The organism is Ureibacillus manganicus DSM 26584 (genome assembly GCF_000772945.1).
Classification (GTDB): Bacteria; Bacillota; Bacilli; order Bacillales_A; family Planococcaceae; genus Ureibacillus; species Ureibacillus manganicus.
Genome location: NZ_JPVN01000003.1, coordinates 15,680 through 33,498, shown reverse-complemented (window position 1 = coordinate 33,498; position 17,819 = coordinate 15,680). Strand labels below are relative to the sequence as shown.

Annotated in this window: 15 protein-coding genes and 1 riboswitch; of the genes, 6 read left to right on the top strand and 9 right to left on the bottom strand. The window is 34.2% G+C overall.

Annotated features, from left to right (window positions below):
• Positions 1-378: 378 nt before the first annotated feature.
• The gene (gene queG, locus CD29_RS02880; RefSeq protein WP_036182654.1) at positions 379-1,515 is read right to left on the bottom strand and encodes a tRNA epoxyqueuosine(34) reductase QueG; all 1,137 of its coding nucleotides are present in this window, start codon (positions 1,513-1,515) and stop codon (positions 379-381) included.
• 67 nt (positions 1,516-1,582) lie between these two features.
• On the opposite strand from queG, the gene CD29_RS02875 reads away from it, so the two are divergent.
• The 3 genes from CD29_RS02875 (at position 1,583) to CD29_RS02865 (ending at position 4,014) form a co-directional block, all read left to right on the top strand.
• A complete protein-coding gene (locus CD29_RS02875) occupies positions 1,583-2,284 on the top strand; it encodes a B3/B4 domain-containing protein (RefSeq protein WP_036182652.1) in 702 nt (233 codons plus the stop codon).
• A 2-nt stretch (positions 2,285-2,286) separates the two neighbouring features.
• Positions 2,287-2,802 (top strand): DIP1984 family protein, encoded by a 516-nt coding sequence (locus CD29_RS02870; protein WP_036182651.1) that lies wholly within the window; start codon positions 2,287-2,289, stop codon positions 2,800-2,802.
• Between the two features lie 333 nt (positions 2,803-3,135).
• Positions 3,136-4,014 carry a DMT family transporter gene (locus CD29_RS02865; RefSeq protein ID WP_036182649.1) on the top strand — a complete coding sequence of 293 codons (879 nt, stop codon included), beginning with the start codon at positions 3,136-3,138 and terminating at the stop codon, positions 4,012-4,014.
• Positions 4,015-4,077: 63 nt separating this feature from the next.
• Here CD29_RS02865 and CD29_RS19540 read toward each other — a convergent pair whose 3' ends face one another.
• The 7 genes from CD29_RS19540 to CD29_RS02830 all read right to left on the bottom strand — a co-directional run bounded on the left by CD29_RS19540 (position 4,078) and on the right by CD29_RS02830 (position 13,391).
• Positions 4,078-5,931, bottom strand: a complete 1,854-nt coding sequence (locus CD29_RS19540; RefSeq protein WP_052123972.1) for a DL-endopeptidase inhibitor IseA family protein — start codon at positions 5,929-5,931, stop codon at positions 4,078-4,080.
• Positions 5,932-6,184: 253 nt separating this feature from the next.
• Positions 6,185-7,420 (bottom strand): DUF5667 domain-containing protein, encoded by a 1,236-nt coding sequence (locus CD29_RS02855; protein ID WP_036182647.1) that lies wholly within the window; start codon positions 7,418-7,420, stop codon positions 6,185-6,187.
• Between the two features lie 78 nt (positions 7,421-7,498).
• Positions 7,499-7,579, bottom strand: a riboswitch (cyclic di-GMP riboswitch).
• 193 nt (positions 7,580-7,772) lie between these two features.
• Positions 7,773-9,314, bottom strand: a complete 1,542-nt coding sequence (locus CD29_RS02850) for an LTA synthase family protein (RefSeq protein WP_052123971.1) — start codon at positions 9,312-9,314, stop codon at positions 7,773-7,775.
• 224 nt (positions 9,315-9,538) lie between these two features.
• Positions 9,539-10,264 (bottom strand): FxLYD domain-containing protein, encoded by a 726-nt coding sequence (locus tag CD29_RS20410; protein ID WP_036182645.1) that lies wholly within the window; start codon positions 10,262-10,264, stop codon positions 9,539-9,541.
• 205 nt (positions 10,265-10,469) lie between these two features.
• Complete coding sequence (locus CD29_RS02840; RefSeq protein ID WP_036182643.1) at positions 10,470-11,285, bottom strand: ABC transporter permease subunit; 816 nt, start codon at positions 11,283-11,285, stop codon at positions 10,470-10,472.
• Positions 11,275-12,186 carry an ABC transporter ATP-binding protein gene (locus CD29_RS02835; RefSeq protein ID WP_036182641.1) on the bottom strand — a complete coding sequence of 304 codons (912 nt, stop codon included), beginning with the start codon at positions 12,184-12,186 and terminating at the stop codon, positions 11,275-11,277. Before CD29_RS02835 ends, CD29_RS02840 begins: the two co-directional genes overlap by 11 nt.
• 230 nt (positions 12,187-12,416) lie before the next feature.
• Positions 12,417-13,391, bottom strand: coding sequence for an alpha/beta hydrolase (locus CD29_RS02830; protein ID WP_036182639.1), 975 nt, complete (start codon positions 13,389-13,391; stop codon positions 12,417-12,419).
• 262 nt (positions 13,392-13,653) lie between these two features.
• Between CD29_RS02830 and CD29_RS02825 the strand changes: the two genes are divergently transcribed.
• On the top strand, positions 13,654-14,025 hold the full coding sequence (locus CD29_RS02825; protein WP_036182637.1) for a VOC family protein: 372 nt from the start codon (positions 13,654-13,656) through the stop codon (positions 14,023-14,025).
• A gap of 39 nt (positions 14,026-14,064) precedes the next feature.
• The gene (locus tag CD29_RS02820; RefSeq protein ID WP_036182635.1) at positions 14,065-14,667 is read left to right on the top strand and encodes a histidine phosphatase family protein; all 603 of its coding nucleotides are present in this window, start codon (positions 14,065-14,067) and stop codon (positions 14,665-14,667) included.
• A gap of 500 nt (positions 14,668-15,167) precedes the next feature.
• On the opposite strand, the gene CD29_RS19530 is transcribed toward CD29_RS02820, so the two are convergent.
• A complete protein-coding gene (locus CD29_RS19530) occupies positions 15,168-15,470 on the bottom strand; it encodes a pirin family protein (RefSeq protein WP_052123969.1) in 303 nt (100 codons plus the stop codon).
• 169 nt (positions 15,471-15,639) lie between these two features.
• Between CD29_RS19530 and recQ the strand changes: the two genes are divergently transcribed.
• A complete protein-coding gene (recQ, locus tag CD29_RS02810) occupies positions 15,640-17,796 on the top strand; it encodes a DNA helicase RecQ (protein ID WP_036182634.1) in 2,157 nt (718 codons plus the stop codon).
• The last annotated feature ends 23 nt before the right edge of the window (positions 17,797-17,819 follow it).

The window sequence follows — 17,819 nt, the reverse complement described above, 5'->3', positions numbered from 1 at the left end:
TGTTACTGAATAAATGAGAGAATTCTTAATTACTTCACTGAAAACTGAAAAGTTCGGGATTATCACGATACTTCGAAATTAATGCGAATTACTTCGGGAAAACAGCTCGTAACTTCGGGATTACTTCACTGAAAACTGAAACTTCGGGATTAACACAAAATATTTCGGAATTAATGCGAATTACTTCGGGAAAATAGCACGTAACTTCGGGATTACTTCACTGAAAACTGAAACTTCGGGATTATCACGAAATACTTCGGAATTAATGCGAAATACTTCGGGAAAACAGCACGTAACTTCGGTTTTATTTCGTCCCCAAAATTAAAAGCTCCCTTAATAAACAATCTTATCTAGTACTCTTAAAGAGAAATATAACGTTTATCGTTCCATAACTAACATGAGCCCTTTCTCAATCTCTTTAAGAACTTCCTCATCTTTCTCCACGTCTTTCGCACCAACAAGAGCATCTTCAGCTAAAGGCCCACCAATTTTCCCGATAGCCCATGCAGCTGTACCTCTCATGACAGGACGCTCATCTTTTTTCATTATATTAATTAAATCAGGTACCGCAGCTTCCTCTTTAAAATGTGCCAAAGCTATTATTGCGTTACGCTGAATTGGCTTTTTCCCTCGCCAACTCCCTGAAACGTGTCCAAATTTCGATTTAAATTCTTTATTTGACATATGCAGTAACGGTTGCAATAAAGGCTTTGCAATTTCTGGATCAGGTTTAAACTCATCATGTATCCAGTTGATCTTCCCTTTATTTTTCGGACATACCGTTTGACAAGTATCACAACCATACACACGATTGCCGATTTTCCCACGGAATTCATCTGGTAAAAAGTCTTTTGTTTGAGTTAAAAATGCTACACAACTCTTAGCATTTAATTGTCCAGCCTCAACTAGCGCACCTGTCGGACAAACGTCTAAACATAGTCGGCAATCACCACATTCATTTTCTATTGGAGAGTCTTGGGCAAAAGGAATGTTAGTAATCATTTCACCCAAATAAACATACGAGCCAAATTCAGGAGTAATTATAGAACAATTCTTACCACTCCAACCGATTCCCGCACGCTCCGCAACTGCTCGGTCAACAAGTTCTCCTGTATCAACCATCGATTTAAACTTAACTCCTGGAACGCGCTCTACTAACCATTCTTCCAATAACTTCAATCGTTCACGAAGGGCAACATGATAGTCAATCCCCCAGGAAGCCCGTGCAAAGATTCCACGTCTTGCTCCCTTTTTACCAGTAGGGGCATCTTCCATTTTGGATGGATATGCAAGTGCAATCGCGATGATACTTTCAGCTCCATCTAGTAATTTAATAGGCTCTGTACGCTTGTCTATGTCTGATTCTTCAAATCCAGATTGGTAGCCAAGTTCTTGTTGCCGCTTTAGACGGTTCTTTAATTCATTGAACGGCGATGCGGAAGTAAACCCGATTTTATCGACGCCAATCGATTTTGCATAATCAATTAAATCTAGTTGTAGTTGTTCGATGCTCACCTTCGCATTCCGCTCCTTTCTTTGGTAAACTTTACTATATATAAAAAATGTGAGTAGGTGACTCAATTTGAAAATTTCAATCGATCAATCAGTTTTTGATGTAAACACCCAATTTAAAATCGGCATTATCCATTATACCAAAATTGTTGTATCAGAATCTCCTCAAATGATAAAAGGACGCACAAGATTATATCAAGAAAACCTATTTTTAGAACTACAAGAAACTCCTGTCACCGAACGACCTGGAATAGCTGAATGGAGAAAAGTTTGGAAGTCATTTGGAGCTGATCCAAACAGATACCGTCACTCTGCTGAAAGTCTAATGCGTAGAATTGCTAAAGAAAATTATTTAGAACCGTTTCACCTCGCTGTTGATTTAAATAATTTCTTTTCATTACAATATGAGAATCCAATTGGTATTTACGATCTTTCTACTATTGAAGGAGATGTCATTATTACTGTTGGTGATGATGACACAGGTTATGAAGGATTAAATGGACGTTATAACTCTTTAAAGAATATCCTATGTTCGAAGGACGAAACAAGCGCGTTTGGTAGTCCATTTGTAGATTCTAAACGTACTGCTGTAACAGAAGATACGACAAATGCAATTCAACTATTCTATTTAAGACCATCATTAGCTGATGATGAGTGTCACGCACTACTTCAAGCTGCGGGGAAAATGTTTTGCCAAGTAAGCGGTGGTGACTATAATCCATTCTTACTAACAGTAAATGATCCTACTATTTTCATACAAGGGGGCGAATGAAGATGAAGAAAATACCACTTGCAGAAGGTGTAAAATTAAAAAGTGTATTAACGAAAAAAATCTCTGAACTAACAAATGAAATTCAATCCGTTAGTAAAGCAATTGTAGAGAAAGGTCAAACGCCAAAATCATATGGTCGCGTACTATCAGAAGTTGAAGCTGAGCTTGCCCGAGTGAGAAAAGATTCACGAACATTGGACAGATTAATCTATCGTGCGAACATCGATAATACAATTATTTTTAAAGGTGAAGATTTACCAATTGTGGAAGCAATCGAACTTGCAAGTCAACTCCGGGCGGAAAGCTCCCTCTGTAAAGATATGAGCAGAACTGAAAAGGAAAGACTTTATCATAGTACTGGGGATAATGTTATTTTCTATCAAGTAACACTATACGATCCTGAAGAATATCGAATCAGAGCGAATGAACTGGAAAAGGAAGCACATCGATTATCGAACCTTATCAATGCAAAAAACTATCAGGTTCAAATTGAATTCGATGACTCAAATTACTTCTAAAATCAATTTCTCGGTGCGGTGAGACTCCAATCCGAGGCATAACGTACTGTCTAAATGCCTGTCGTGCATACCTAATTTTCTGAATTGGTAAACCGATGACCGATTACCTGTAACATTTTTACCGATGACTAATAACCAACCAAAGCAAAAGTAAAAAATACTAATAGTTTTTCTGTCTCAGACAGTCGTTATGTACGGGAGTATTCCACTTGTGGGATACTCTCTTTTATTTCTACATTCAACCCATAATCCTCTTAATAGTGAAGATTGAATTGAAGTTTTAAATTTAATATTTATAATTGAAATAATATTCGCAAAAAGGAGGTTCTTTCATTGAGGTTTCCACCACATTTATTATTAATTGTTGCAACACTTCTTTGGGGAGGAAATTTTGTTATTGGGCGAGCTGTTACTGGAGAAATTCCCCCACTTACATTATCGCTTTTAAGATGGTGTCTCGCATTTTTAATCTTTTTGCCAATTGCCTTTAAATATGTAAAACGAGATTGGCCAAAGATAAAAGAGCATTGGAAAATTGTTATTTTATTTGCTCTTACTGGTGTTGCTAGTTTTAATGCATTAGTTTATATAGGAGTTTACTATACAACCTCAATTAACGCTTCATTGATGAATTCATTAACTCCAATTTTTTTATACATATTATCTTTTATATTTTTAAAAGTAAACGTGAGCCGCAATCAAATTATTGGAACAGCCATTTCATTAATAGGGGTACTATTCATTCTTACGAAAGGGTCACTTGAGAATCTGATAAATTTTTCATTTAATATCGGGGATTTAATCGTTATTGTTGCAGTAATCTGCTGGAGTATTTATTCGTTACTTGTAAAACAGTACTCTGATAGACTACCAGGGTTTTCAACATTTCTAGTTTCTATTGGAGTTGGTATCCTTATAATAGCACCTTTCACAGCATTTGAATTAGCTACTTTAAATACACCCATTATCTGGTCAGTGAAAACTATTGGTGCCATACTCTATGTCGGAATATTTGCTTCAATTGTTGCATTTTTATGCTGGAACAAAGGAGTTGTGGCTATCGGTGCAAACCGCGCAGGAATTTTCTTAAATTTAATTCCAGTGTTTGCAACGCTTTTTGCAACAGTATTTCTAGAAGAACAGTTATATCTCGCCCAAATAGTTGGAGGTCTAGCGGTCATTGGTGGAGTAATATTGACGAACAGGACATAGTAATAATAAAAATGCCCCTTCAAGAAACTATACTATTCTTGTAAGGGGCTTTAAATTATTCACTTATTTTAAACTATGCACACGCCAACCTTCATTTTCTACAAAATGCAGTTCACCTTGCATAGTTTCAACAGAACCAGTATCACCTAGAGGGATTGTTAATGTAAATTTCTTCACTTTACCTGAATCTGAAACTAACGCAATCTTTGCTTTTGCAAAATTCAAGATACTTCCACCATCTGCATTAGGTTGAGCTAATTTTCCCTTATGTGTAATGAAGCCTAAATCTTTATACAATTGATTGACTCTTTCTGGAGTGTAATATTGGCTCAAATACGTTCTTAATCTTTCTTCAGTATTAAGTGATTCCAACATATAACGATATTCCATATTACCTTTCATAAATGTTTGGATCTCACCATCACCTTCGCCACCTGCTACTGCTGTCCAGTATGCTTTATTGGATTCTCCAAATAAAACAAGTGCTGTGTCATTGGATATATCGTATTGACTTGCATCCACTAAGCTATGAACACGCCAACCTTTACCTTCAACAAAACGTAATTCACTGACCATTGTTTGAACTTCTTTTGTATCTCCTAGTGGCACCTTTAATTCATATTTTTTCACAGTTGTTGAACTCGAAATTAGTTTTACAGTAGCTTTTTCAAAGTTTAAAATACTTCCACCATCTGCATTTGGTTGTGCTAATTTACCGTTGTGTGTAATAAAGCCTAAATCCTTAAACAATTTCTCAACTTGTTCAGGTGTATGCGTTTGACCTAAATAAGCTTTTAATTTACTTTCTGTATTTAGGGATTCTGACATATATCGATATTCTAATCCACCTTTAGTAAATGTTTGAATTTCGCCATTACTCTCTCCACCACTGACAACATACCAATAGGATTTCCTTGAGTCACTTATTAATTTAAGTGCTGAAGCATTCGTAAATAAAATTGAGTCATCACCTTTTATATGTGGTGTTTTACTTACAGAAACAATACTAAAATCCATATAATCATTTTTTTGCACTAAGAAGTATAAAACATTTTCGCCATCTTGCAATAACCCAGCTTTGTCTCCTTTTAAGTCAACATTTAAACGGACAACAAATTCAGTCGTTCCATTTAATCTTGCTACTTCTTTCAACTCACTTACTTCAAGTTTTATAATCTGATTGCTTACATCAGTAAAGCCAAAGTCATTTTTTAATGTAAATAAAGAAGGAATTTCTTTTGGATTTTTCAGTAGTAAATCAAATAATTTAATAACTGGATTCATATTTTGTGCAATGTTGTACTGAGTAGGTAAGAAATCAGGATTCAATGCTCTTGCAAGGAAAACTGCAAATTCTACTCTTGAAACTTTTTTATTTGGGCTAAATTTGTTATTTTTCCCGATTGCAGCAATGTCATTTTCTATTAATGCTGAAATTTCTTCATAGCTTTCGGATTTTTTTGATACATCTTTTAGCTCCACTGTACCAACGCCACTTAGTTTAAACGCATTAACTAATACTTCTGCCATTTCAGCTTTTGTAAACGTATCGTTTGGTTTAAACTTTGCTTCTTTTGGGAAAATACCCGCTTCAACAACGGCAACAAAAGCATTATAAGCAGCGTGTTTTTTCGTCACATCAGAAAACTCAATTTTTGAATTTTTACTCGGTTTTAAATTTAATGCATTTGCTAACATCACTGCGACTTCTGATTTTGTAATCAGTTTATTGACCATAAATTTACCATTTGGATAACCAGCGGTAATTTTTTCATCAACTAAATAATTTATTTCATCATCAGCCCAAAATCCATCTTTCACATCTTTAAAAGTTGCTGCAGCAGAAGCACCTATTCCGCCAACTAATAGTGATCCAGTTATAGTAGTTAAGATTAATAATCTTTTTACGTTTTTCATAATATCCCCCTAAATTGTGGTTAAATTATCAAAGCATTCCATTTGTCGTTCCAACATTCGAATAAGTTTCATGGAAATTTATTGTTTTCATAATTTTTTTATTATAACTGCCATTTACTTTGAATTTCGCTCGTATTTTAGAAGCCTTCGACATTTCACCTTTTTAAAACTATGCAATTTTTAGTAAGTGAAAGGCAGTATTACAAAAATAAAAAGAGCTATGTTTGCCATAGCCCTTAACTTTCTAAAATAATTATTCTTTATTGTTTCCGTTTCCGTTATTGCCGTTTCCATTATTGCCTTTTTCTTTTGACTTCTCTGCTTTTTCTTGTTGTTTTACAGCTTCACGTTCAGCCTTTTCTTGCTGCTTTACTGCTTCTCTTTCAGCCTTTTCTTGTTGCTTTGCAGCTTCTCTTTCAGCCTTTTCAAGTTGTTTTTCTTCTTTTTTAGAATGATCCTCTTGTTGTGTTTTAGTTTCTGTAATAGCTTTTGCCTTTTCTTTTTCTACTACTTTTGTTGTTTCGACTTTATCTGTTTTCGTTTCACTAGTTACCTCTTGTTCAGCTTTAGGAGCATCTGTTACTATCACCAATGGCTCAGATTCTTTATCTTTAGCAGTTTCCTCAGTTGTTACATCTTGTTCGTTCTTAACTTCTTCTTTTTCTTCAGTAGTGAATAAACCTTTTGCCTCAAGTTTTGCTAGTTCTTTATTCACTTTCTTTTCAAGACGTGCTTTTGCTTTTTCAACGTTTTTAGCTAAAGCAGCTTTTGCCTTAGGGTTTCCAACTTTATCTAGGGCAGCTTGAAGTGCATTTAGGTTAGATGAGAATTTTGCTTCTAGTACAGCACGAACTGACTCAGCTGTTACTTTTTCTTCAACTTCACCAGTTACTTCCGATTCATTTGTCGTTTCTTCTTCAACTTCTTCTTCGGTAGTAACTTCTTCATTCGCATCATCTTCTAAATTTGAAGTTGCATCTTCATATTTTTGTAGCGCTAATTCTTGTTGTGCAATTGCCTCTTCGAGTAATTTGCTAGCTTCTTCTTCATTGCCAGCTTTAAGTAGAGCCTCTGCATCATCTATTTTAGCTTGTGCATCTTTTGCTAATACAATGGCCTCGATTGCATCATTGTTTTCTATAGCAACTTGAATATTATTCAGTACTTTTTTAAAGAAATCAATTATAGAAATGGGCTCTTGAGTTGTACTTTCTTCTACATTTTCAGTATCAGTTGTTTCTTCCTCAGTTTGTTCTTGTGTAGTAGTTTCTTCGCCCTCATTTGTTTGATTTTCGACAGTAGCCTCTGTTTCAGTTGTTTCAGCTTCAGTAGTTTCAGTAGTTTCAATTACATTTTCTTCTATAGCATCAGCATCGGTTTTTGTTGGATCCTCGTTTGCAAAAGCTTGTCCAGTACCGAATGTAAATGTTGCCATTAAGAAACCTGTTGCTAGAACGTTGCGTACATTTTTGTTGAATTTACTATTCATAAAAAATCCCTCCATTTTATAATTTGGAAGAATCTCAAAACTTACTCTCTATATTTTGAGCAAATTCTTGATTCTTCATTTGGTAGACCAGCCATCCTAGTTTCCCTTAGATCTGTGACTTTGCGTCTCTACCTTTCGATAGATTTGCCTTTTTCAAATGAGGAACCTATTTCGTTCTCATTCTATCTTAACTATACTCTTATAATTTCTATTAAACTATATTTAAAAGTTCCTATTTCCTATCTATGAAATTCTACCTATTGTTACACGAAACTATTAATTTCGCCTACAAACATTCCTTTCTCTTGAGCATTCGACACGAAAAAAGAAGCCAAAATAATATGGCTTCCCCTTAATCCTTTTTTCGTTGTTTAATTAAATCAAAATAATCGTTATCTAATATCACTTCATTATAAAAATGTGAATTCTTACTCAGCTCTAAATCAACATAATTTAAGCCATACTGTTCAATTAAAGTCCTCTTATTAGAAAATAGATTTGTTCCAAGTCCTAAGCGATCACCTTCAATTCTAACGCCAATACTTGCAAGAATCGTTGGATACATATCAAGTGATGTAAACAATCTATAGTTTGCTTTTGTAGGTGTAATAGGGACATTCAAAAATGCATTGTAAATTGTTCTTACAAATTCGGGATTTAACTTTCCTTCGTAGTAAGCAGAGTCTTGCATACTTAAATGATCTCCAATTAGGACAACTGTCGTATTGTCATAAAAGTCTTGTCGCTTTAACCATCTAATAAATTCATCTACTTGTTTCGAGGAATGAGCATATACATTTTCATATTGTGTATCATATAATCGTTCTGCATTTTCTTCTAAGTAACCATCGGGAAAATGTGTATTTACTGTCAAAATAGTAAAATTAAATGGTTCTTTTTCATTTGCTAATTCTAAAATTTCATCTTTTGCCCAGGTGAATAAATGACTGTCATCAAATCCCCACCACACTTTATCTTCCTTTGTCATTTTTCCTTCTTGTATAGCGGTGTTATAATCATAGATTTCATATTCACCATGATTTGTGAAATAATTTAAACGACCACCAAATTGCGCATCCGATCCTACCATTAACTTTAAGTTATATCCCTCTTTTTTTAGCACATCACCTAATGTATAAGCCCCTTTAAGAAAATTTTCAGAAGAAGTATAACTATTTCTTTCTATCGGTATTTTAAGTGGTAAACCTGATGTAGTTGCGACCATTGCAGCAACAGTCCAAACTGTATTATTGATAGGATAGGCGCCACCAATCTGATTTGTGTTAGAAAAATTTATATTATCCCGTGCTAAGATTTCTAATTCAGGAATTACCTTATATGGCCATCCCCCACCATTTTTCTCATCTATTAAAGCATTTTCCATTGACTCTAAATAAATGAGAATTAAATTACGTTTTGCTTCAGGAAATTGTATCATCGTTTTTCTTCCATCCACATAATGCTCCTCTATAAACATTGAATTTTCAAATGTTCTTTTCAAAAACTCATCAATTCCAAGTAAGAAAAAACCCACAACTGCGGATAGGGCTAACATAAACAATGAATAAGTAATACGGAATTTATTTGAACGTGGAAATAAAGTAAATTGAACTTTCTTTTTGCGTATACGAATTTTAAAAGTTTTACTAGTAGAGTATGATACCAAGAGTGGTGTTACAATAACCAAGAATATTACAATAAAGGGTAATACATTTTCCCCTATCCAATACTTAACGATTCCCTCGGATATTCCACCAATATCATTCATTAAATAATAGAGAATTTCATCAATAACGTATTTTTCATTTATATATTTTGATGTAGTAAAAATTAACGTCGTTAATAATAGCAGTATAACAATTATTAAAAACGTTATAATTTTTCTAAATTTCATAGTTTGTAAGACTCTCCACTTCGTAGATTTCAGAGCTTCGACATGGGTAATGCAATTGTTCTAAAAGACCAAGTAGCAAACAACATGTCCACCAAAAATTAGCATTAATTTTATGCTATTCATTTTTCATACGAATCATTCATTTTTTGGTAAAATTAAGTGGAAGTTTTTCCAAATAAAAAACCCCCAAGAATCGGAGGAAAGTTTTTTATCTTCTCATTCAATTAATATCCGTAAATTTCTATAATCTCATAGCTCGATGCATTTTGCGCAGTAATGGTAGCTTCAAAATTCCATATCCCACTAGGACCGAGATCAATTGTTGAAGGCTGTAATTGTTCCACAATATTCTTATCCTCATCAAACACATGAATAAGTATATCAACATATGCATATCGGTTTTGTGTAATATTTTGAACAGTCCCTACAACTTGATAATTCGTACCATTATTAATGACTGTGTGTTCAACTATCGCCAAGTCCTTTTTGGCATTTAGCTTATTTAATTGCTCTTGAATAGATCCATAAACATTACGAATATAATAATATTTAAAGCTAACGTTTGGTAAAGCAACGAGAAACTCCCACCTCATGCCAGGTCCTAGTTGATCAGTATTAACATGAACGTATTGTATATGGTCCATGTCATCATCAGCTAAAACAATTTCAACCTCCGCCCAAGCATAAGTATTATTAGTAGAAGTATTTGTTACATCACCAAATATATATTCTTTCCCCTCAAATACACCATAGCCAACATTCTCAATGATAAAATCCCCAAAGACTGATTCGTCATCTGCATGTTGTGGTTCTTCTGGAATTACTGGGCCTGGAACTGGAACTGGAACTGGACCTGGGCCTGGACCGGGACCTGGTCCTGCACCTGGTAGACAAGCAGTTAAAAATACAAGGCACAAAATGAAAACAAAGAGTAATTTAAAGCTTTTCAAAGATGTCCTCCTTTATGAATAATGTATGTATTATATGTGCCTTTTGCCATTTCACTTAGACTAGTACCATGACATATTAACTAATTCATTACTCATAAATTTATTATTTATTATGAAATATTATTCTAGTAAAAATAATTTTTTGTTTGAGAATTTTTTTGAAAAAATAATGCCTATTCCAAGTCACAGGAATAGGCATTGAGGATTAATGAATTTGTTTTTCAAATAAAGCAGAACGGTCATTTAGTTTAGAAATTCTAAACAAAATAATTAAATTAATAATTAGTAATACAGCAGAAATAATTAAAATCAATTCTAAACCTAACAGAAATACACCACTGATTTGCCCAATGATTAAGGCAACAATCGGAAGAACAATAACTCCCGCAATATTTTGAGCTTCTTGATAAGTTTTAACTTTCGACGAAATTAAAATATTTACAAGGACAACCAGTAAAATAATCATTGGAGACAGACAGCTAATCAAAACAAGCCAGTTTGTTGAAGGGAATATTAGTGTATTAAATAAAGGATATCCTAGTGCATTAATAATCACTCCACAAACTACAAAACTTATAATTGAAACAAATAGTGGTGGAATAATTGACGCTATTATTTTACTTAAATAAAGATTTCTAATCGAAATAGGCGATAACAACAAGCTTTCTAACGTTCTTCTTTCCTTTTCACCAACAAAACTGTTTGCAGCGACTGTCATAGCTGTGATAATTGGAACAAGTAAAAAGAAAGTTGGAAGTAGATAATTTATAAAAATATAAACAATTTGTTGTTCCACAGAATAGGTCGCTACCACTGGATCCATCACACTTACAAATTTGTCTAACATCATATTTAAATCATTACCAGTCACTTTTTCTATATCAAAAATTAGTGCACTTCCAACAATTAGTAGTGGAAACACAACTGAAAAAAGGATAGGGATAATAATTAATGTCGTTAATAGCGTTTTACTTCTCGTTATGTCAATGATATCTTTTCGAATGATAGATTTACTTATCATGACCATTCTCCCTTACTTTAAAGTAAATTGATTCTAAATCAGTATTTAGAGTAGTTACAGAGAACACTTCATCTGTCTTTAGAATTTCATTTAGTAGCTTTGAGATTTCTTGTTTTGATGGCAATTCAAAAATTAATTTATTTCCATCTACTGTATAGTTATAACCTTGATATTTAGGTGTAATTGGTTTTAAAGTAGTTTCCACTTCTACCTTCAGAACATCAATATACTTCTGTGCAAGTTCTGGTACTGTCCCCTGTTCCACTATCGTTCCATGATCAATAAATGCAAATGATTGGCAAACCGTTTCTAATTGATGTAGTACATGCGAACAAATAATCATTGTTGTGCCGGTTTCTTCATTATATTTTTTTAAATAGGAGAGAACTAACTTAATGCCATCTGGATCCAGGCCATTTGTCGGTTCATCTAAGAAAAGGATATCTGGTTTATGAAGAAGTGCTTTCGCTAGTGCAAGTCGTTTTTTCATCCCTGTGCTGTATTTACCAACCTGTTTATCTTTATGGTCAATTAAATCAAATAACATTAACAATTCAATGATACGATTTTTGTTTTGCACTCCATATAGATCACTAAAAAAGCGTAAATTTTCCTCGCCACTCATTTGATGATAGAGTCCTGCACTTTCAGTCACAATACCTGACTTTTTTCGAATGTCATCACCATCTTTTACAGGGTCAAGCCCAGCAATCACTATCGAGCCCCTATCCGCCTTTATTACACCATTCAAAATACGAATAAAAGTCGTTTTACCAGCACCATTGGGACCTATTAACCCAATGATTTCTCCCTTTTTAACCTGGAAATTTACATTTTGTAATACTACCTGCTGATCAAACGACTTGTATAACTCATTCACATGAATATATTTGGATACCATACGTTCTCACTCCATATTATTTATTAAATTAAACAACTTCTTGTGATGATTGATTTGTATTTCAATAAAACTGTTCTATTGGAATTAGAACAAATCTGTTCTAGATACATTATAACAACTCTGTTCTATGTTGTATAGAACAAATTTTATACTTAAAGCAGCAAATCCGTAAGCTACGAGCCAAATCTAAAAAACACCTATCCGCCTTCACAGATAGGTGCAAAATCTTCCTATTGAATGTACTTATCAACAAATCCCCATACAGTATTCCAATAAAGTTCTGGATTAACCTTCTCAGAATCTGCATGACCTGCTTCTGCAATCACTAACTTTTCCTTCTCTACATTTGCCGCTTCATATACCTTATCTAACATTTCATAAGGGACAAATGTATCTGCATCTCCATGAATAAACAGCATTGGTGTTGTACTTTTTGCAACCTGCTTCACAGCTGAAGCCTCATATAAGTCATAGCCTGCACGGAAGTTTGCAACAGTACTAGCAGCATTTATAATTGGGAATTCTGGAAGTCCAAACAAATCGTCTAATTGATATGTAAATACTTCACTTACAGATGAATACCCACAATCTTCTACGATCACTTTAACATTCGAAGGTAGTTCTTCCCCTGAAGCCATCATAACAGTAGCCCCACCCATCGATACACCAAACAACACGATTTCTGCATTTGGATCTTTTTTGATCACTTCACCAATCCATTGGAGTAAGTCAAGGCGGTCATGCCAACCCATCCCAATATAATCTCCCTCACTATCCCCATGCCCACGAAGATCTGGTGCTAGCACATTATACCCTTGCTCGTGAAAGTTACGAACATAGCGAGTCATTTTCGCAGCTTTACTTGTATACCCATGGACAACAATTGCCCACTTGCTACTCTCTTGTTCATTTTCATATAAATCAGCTTCAAGTTTTAATTTATGTTTATCATTTGAAACTATGGTCATTGGTTCTAATGGATACTGTTCCTTAAACTTAGCATCTGCTAGCTCAGCTTCTTCAGCCACTTGTGCATTTACTGCAATACTTTCCTCTAAATGAGGATTGTCGTCCATAAATTCCTTGTCATCGTTTGCATCGAGTGCATATTCATAAAAATAATTTCCTACAGCAAAGTAGACAATTACTAAAAGCACAACAAAAATTGATGCTACAGAAATAATTATTTTATTTCTCTTTTTCATATATACATATCCCTTCTTTTCCAGTTTGAATTTACTATGTTTATCTATTAATGAAACGGACTATTAACATTTCGTTTACACTTTTTACAATTCTCATTGTAATAGAATCCAACTTTAGAATCACTATTATATTTACATATTATTGGGAGAAAGATCCTCGATTCAAGTAGAAAGAACTGTTGTATAACAAAAATTGTTAATTTATACTCATATTAGAAATACTGTTGAAGATTTGATCTTAACTAAAATGGAGGAATATAGCATGGAACTAGGTGCATTTTCAGTAAGTTTAACAGTAAAGGATATTCATGCATCAAAAGCATTCTACGAGAAATTAGGATTTGAAACACTTGGGGGAGACATTGCAAATAATTGGCTGATTTTAAAAAATGGAAGCACAGTCATTGGCCTTTTCCAAGGAATGTTTGAAAAGAACCTTTTGACTTTTAACCCAGGGTGGGACCAAAACGCTCAAAACATTGACCCTTTTACAGATGTCCGCGAGATACAAAAACAACTTTTGGAAAAAGGGATTACACTAACAAGAGAAGCAAATACGGAAACAGAAGGCCCTGAATATATCACGCTTGAAGATCCAGATGGCAACCAAATTCTAATCGACCAACACCGATAGGAAATTAGTTTCTAATTGGGGAAATGGGGAGGTATTTTTTTGCTACTATTAATTTTGAGACATGGACAAACTGAGGCAGACATCCTAAATGTACATGAAGGACGAGCAGATTATGAAATGACTGAGACTGGTCATAAACAAGCTAAAAAAATGGCGCAGTACATTTCTAGCAAGTTTAATCCAAATGTTGTTATTTCAAGTACTATGACAAGAACGAAACAAACAACAGAACATATTGTTAAATCTCTTAGTACACAAGTAGTTTATGATCAAAGATTGGTTGAATGGAATAATGGCGTCCTTGCTGGTTTAAAACGAGAAGAAGCATTAAAAAGGTATCCAATGCCTCCAAATGGACGTCCACTTACAGAAGCAATTGAAGAAGGTGAATCGGAACTTGCCTTTCGTCACCGTGTAGAAGAAGCTATTTATGAAATACTAGAGCAATATAAAGATTCCGACCAAATATTAATTGTGAGTCACGGTGGTACTATTTCACACTTGTTAAATATATTATTGGGCTATTCTATTACGGGTGGTATGATCTTCCCTACAGCAGATCTAGGTCTCCATTGTATTGAAATAAAGGAAGATAAAAAGATTGTAAGATTTTTAAATTATTCTTTAGAACGTTTTCAGTGATTATAAATAGGGATATGAGAGACTGGCGCTAAATATTTACAACCATAATAAATCACGACAGTACACAGTACTTTTCGAAAGCTGTCTAATAACAGGCTTTTTTAGACAGCTTTCTGTACATTACATTTTCAAAAAAGTTGTCTAATAAAACGGGCCTATCATTCCGGTTATATTCATATTTGTAATATTCAAGCCACCATCTTTTTAAACTATTCCTTATTTCGACAACCCACTAATTGTACCAGCCATTGACATGGTTGCATACCGTCATAATCAGGTATCTTTAGCTGATCGCCCTTTTTGGGATGAGCATCTAGTATAAACACATTTTGCCTTACCTTAAGGGGCGCATCACTATTTTCTGGGCCAACCACCACATACCAACCGTGTGACAAAGAAGTCTTCTCATAAAACTGTATCATTGGTTCAAGGTTTGTATCCCTAGGTCGAACAAAAATTTGAAGCATCTCAACTTCATCTTGTTTTACCTTTTCTTCATGTCAAAAACTTTTGCCGGCATTCATCATCATCAAATTTCCAGGGGACACCGCCTTTTCAATACCAGCTGAATCTCTGTGATACATAGTTCCCTTCCAAACATAGCTAAATATTTCATCGTTCACATGTTCATGCATTTTTATCGTTAATCCCTTTTTCATCACAGCATGGTCAATAATACTCAAAGGACCAAAAGCAAAATCGTCAATCGCATCTCCCAAAATACGACCTGGTTGAATACGAGTAATTGTAAATGGCCCTTTGAAAGGCTGCTTATGTTGATGTGAAGAAAGTTTTTTAATCATAAAAGCCCCCTAACATTCATTACAATTGATTATAACAAGTAATGGTACTTATTAATTTTATTCGGACAAACCATATTACAATCTCTAATTGAATTAGATACAATTGAAAAAGTACTATATCTCTTCTATACTAACTATAAACCAATAGTAAATAAGAGGTGGTTTTTCTTTGATCAATGAAGCAAAGAACTTATTAAATCAATATTTCGGCTATACTGATTTTCGAAGTGGACAAGCGGAAATAATCGATAATATATTACATCAACGGAACACGCTTGGAATTCTCCCAACTGGCGGAGGTAAATCAATCTGTTTTCAAATACCTGCACTTCTTTTCCAAGGAACGACAATCGTCATTTCCCCTCTCATATCTCTTATGAAAGACCAAGTTGATGCTCTTACTGCCGCAGATATACCAGCTACATATATTAATAGTTCATTAACCCAAAAGGAACTTCAAGATTGTCTATATGATATACGCCACGGTGTCTACAAACTTGTATATGTTGCTCCTGAACGTTTTGATTCTGATTATTTTATTGATGTATTAAATTCCATTCAAATTCCATTAATTGCTTTTGATGAAGCACACTGTATCTCTCAATGGGGACACGACTTTAGACCAAGTTACAGGTCCATCGTTTCATCCTTAAAAAAATTAAATCAGCAACCAATGATTGTTGCCTTAACTGCTACAGCAACACAAAATGTAGCAGACGAGATTCGAAATCTATTACATATAGGTCAACAAGATACATTCAAAAACGGCTTTGCTCGTGAGAATTTAAGCTTCAATGTTATCAAAGGTGCCAATAAGCGAGACTATATTCTTTCCTATTTAAAAGAGCATTCAAAGGAATCAGGAATCATTTATACTTCAAGTAGAAAAGAAACAGATGGGCTATATAATTATTTATCACTACAAGGCTTTTCAGTAGCAAAATATCATGCAGGGCTTTCAGAGTTTGAGCGAAAACAAGCACAAGAACAATTCGTCTATGATGAAAAGCAAATTATGATAGCAACAAATGCCTTCGGAATGGGAATCGATAAGTCCAATGTGCGATTTGTTCTTCATTACAACTTACCAAAGAATCTTGAAGCCTACTACCAGGAAGCAGGCCGCGCAGGTCGTGACGGTGATGAAAGTGAATGTATTCTACTATTTTCTAAACAGGACATTCAGTTACAAAAGTTTTTAATAGAACAATCTACTTTCGATCCAGAAATACGCGAACAGGATTATAATAAACTGAACCAAATGATTATGTATTGCCATACAGAAGAATGTCTTCAATCCTATATCATTCAATATTTTGACCCGAACGAAACAGAAATGAAATGTAAAAAATGTAGTAGCTGTAAAGATACGCGTGAAAAAGTGGAAATTACCCGAGAAGCTCAGATGATTTTTTCTTGTTGCAAGCGAATGGGTGAACGGTTCGGTACTACATTAATTGCTCAAGTTTTGAAAGGCTCCAATCAGAAACGGATCCGAGAACTCGGATTTGACCAATTATCTACTTATGGCTTACTTCGTTCCCAATCTGAAAAAGAAATTGTTGATACAATTAATTACTTACTAACTGAAGATTACATGCAATTAACGGATGGTAAATATCCAGTTGTATTATTAACTGAAAAAAGCATTCCTGTGTTAAAAGGTGAAACGACTGTTTGGATGAAAAAGAGTAAAACACCTGTTAAAGAGGCTCGTGCTGTTGAAGAAAATGAAGAATTATTTGAAGTTTTACGAGGCCTGAGAAAACAATTTGCTCAGAAAGAAAATGTACCGCCTTTTGTTATTTTTTCAGATGCTACATTAAAAGAAATGTGTCGCTTTTTCCCAATTGATGAACCTTCCATGCTCCAAGTTAAAGGAGTAGGGCAAAGTAAATTTGCAAAATACGGGCAAGCATTTATTGATGAAATAAAAGAGTTTGTATCGGGTAATGAAATAACGGTCCCTGAAAAATCTATACAAACAAACATGACGCAAACAGTGGCGAAAGAAACAAATGATAAACCAAGTCATGTGATTTCATATGAAATGTTTATAGATGGTACTAGCATTGACGAAATATCCGGAAAAAGAAATCTTTCTAAAGTAACCATTCAAAACCATATCATTCGCAGTTCTGAAGAAGGTTATAAAATAAATTGGAATGAAATATTCGATGAAGAAATAGAGAAAAAGGTTTTAGACATAATGATTGAACTAGATACAGATAAGCTCAAACCAGTTTGGGAAGCTTTAGATGGTGATATTGAATATTTTGTGATCCAAGCGATTATTAGTAAAAATAGATTAAAGAGTATTCAATAGAAAACAATAGAAGCGACCTAACA

Bases quoted from the DNA above. Each gene is read 5' to 3' on its own strand.
- CD29_RS02870 (WP_036182651.1), top strand. From the start codon at position 2,287: ATGAAGAAAATACCACTTGCAGAAGGTGTAAAATTAAAAAGTGTATTA.
- CD29_RS02840 (WP_036182643.1), bottom strand. From the start codon at position 11,285: ATGATAAGTAAATCTATCATTCGAAAAGATATCATTGACATAACGAGA.
- CD29_RS02830 (WP_036182639.1), bottom strand. From the start codon at position 13,391: ATGAAAAAGAGAAATAAAATAATTATTTCTGTAGCATCAATTTTTGTT.
- CD29_RS02850 (WP_052123971.1), bottom strand. From the start codon at position 9,314: ATGAAATTTAGAAAAATTATAACGTTTTTAATAATTGTTATACTGCTA.
- CD29_RS02835 (WP_036182641.1), bottom strand. From the start codon at position 12,186: ATGGTATCCAAATATATTCATGTGAATGAGTTATACAAGTCGTTTGAT.
- CD29_RS19530 (WP_052123969.1), bottom strand. From the start codon at position 15,470: ATGATTAAAAAACTTTCTTCACATCAACATAAGCAGCCTTTCAAAGGG.
- CD29_RS19540 (WP_052123972.1), bottom strand. From the start codon at position 5,931: ATGAAAAACGTAAAAAGATTATTAATCTTAACTACTATAACTGGATCA.
- CD29_RS02825 (WP_036182637.1), top strand. From the start codon at position 13,654: ATGGAACTAGGTGCATTTTCAGTAAGTTTAACAGTAAAGGATATTCAT.
- CD29_RS02855 (WP_036182647.1), bottom strand. From the start codon at position 7,420: ATGAATAGTAAATTCAACAAAAATGTACGCAACGTTCTAGCAACAGGT.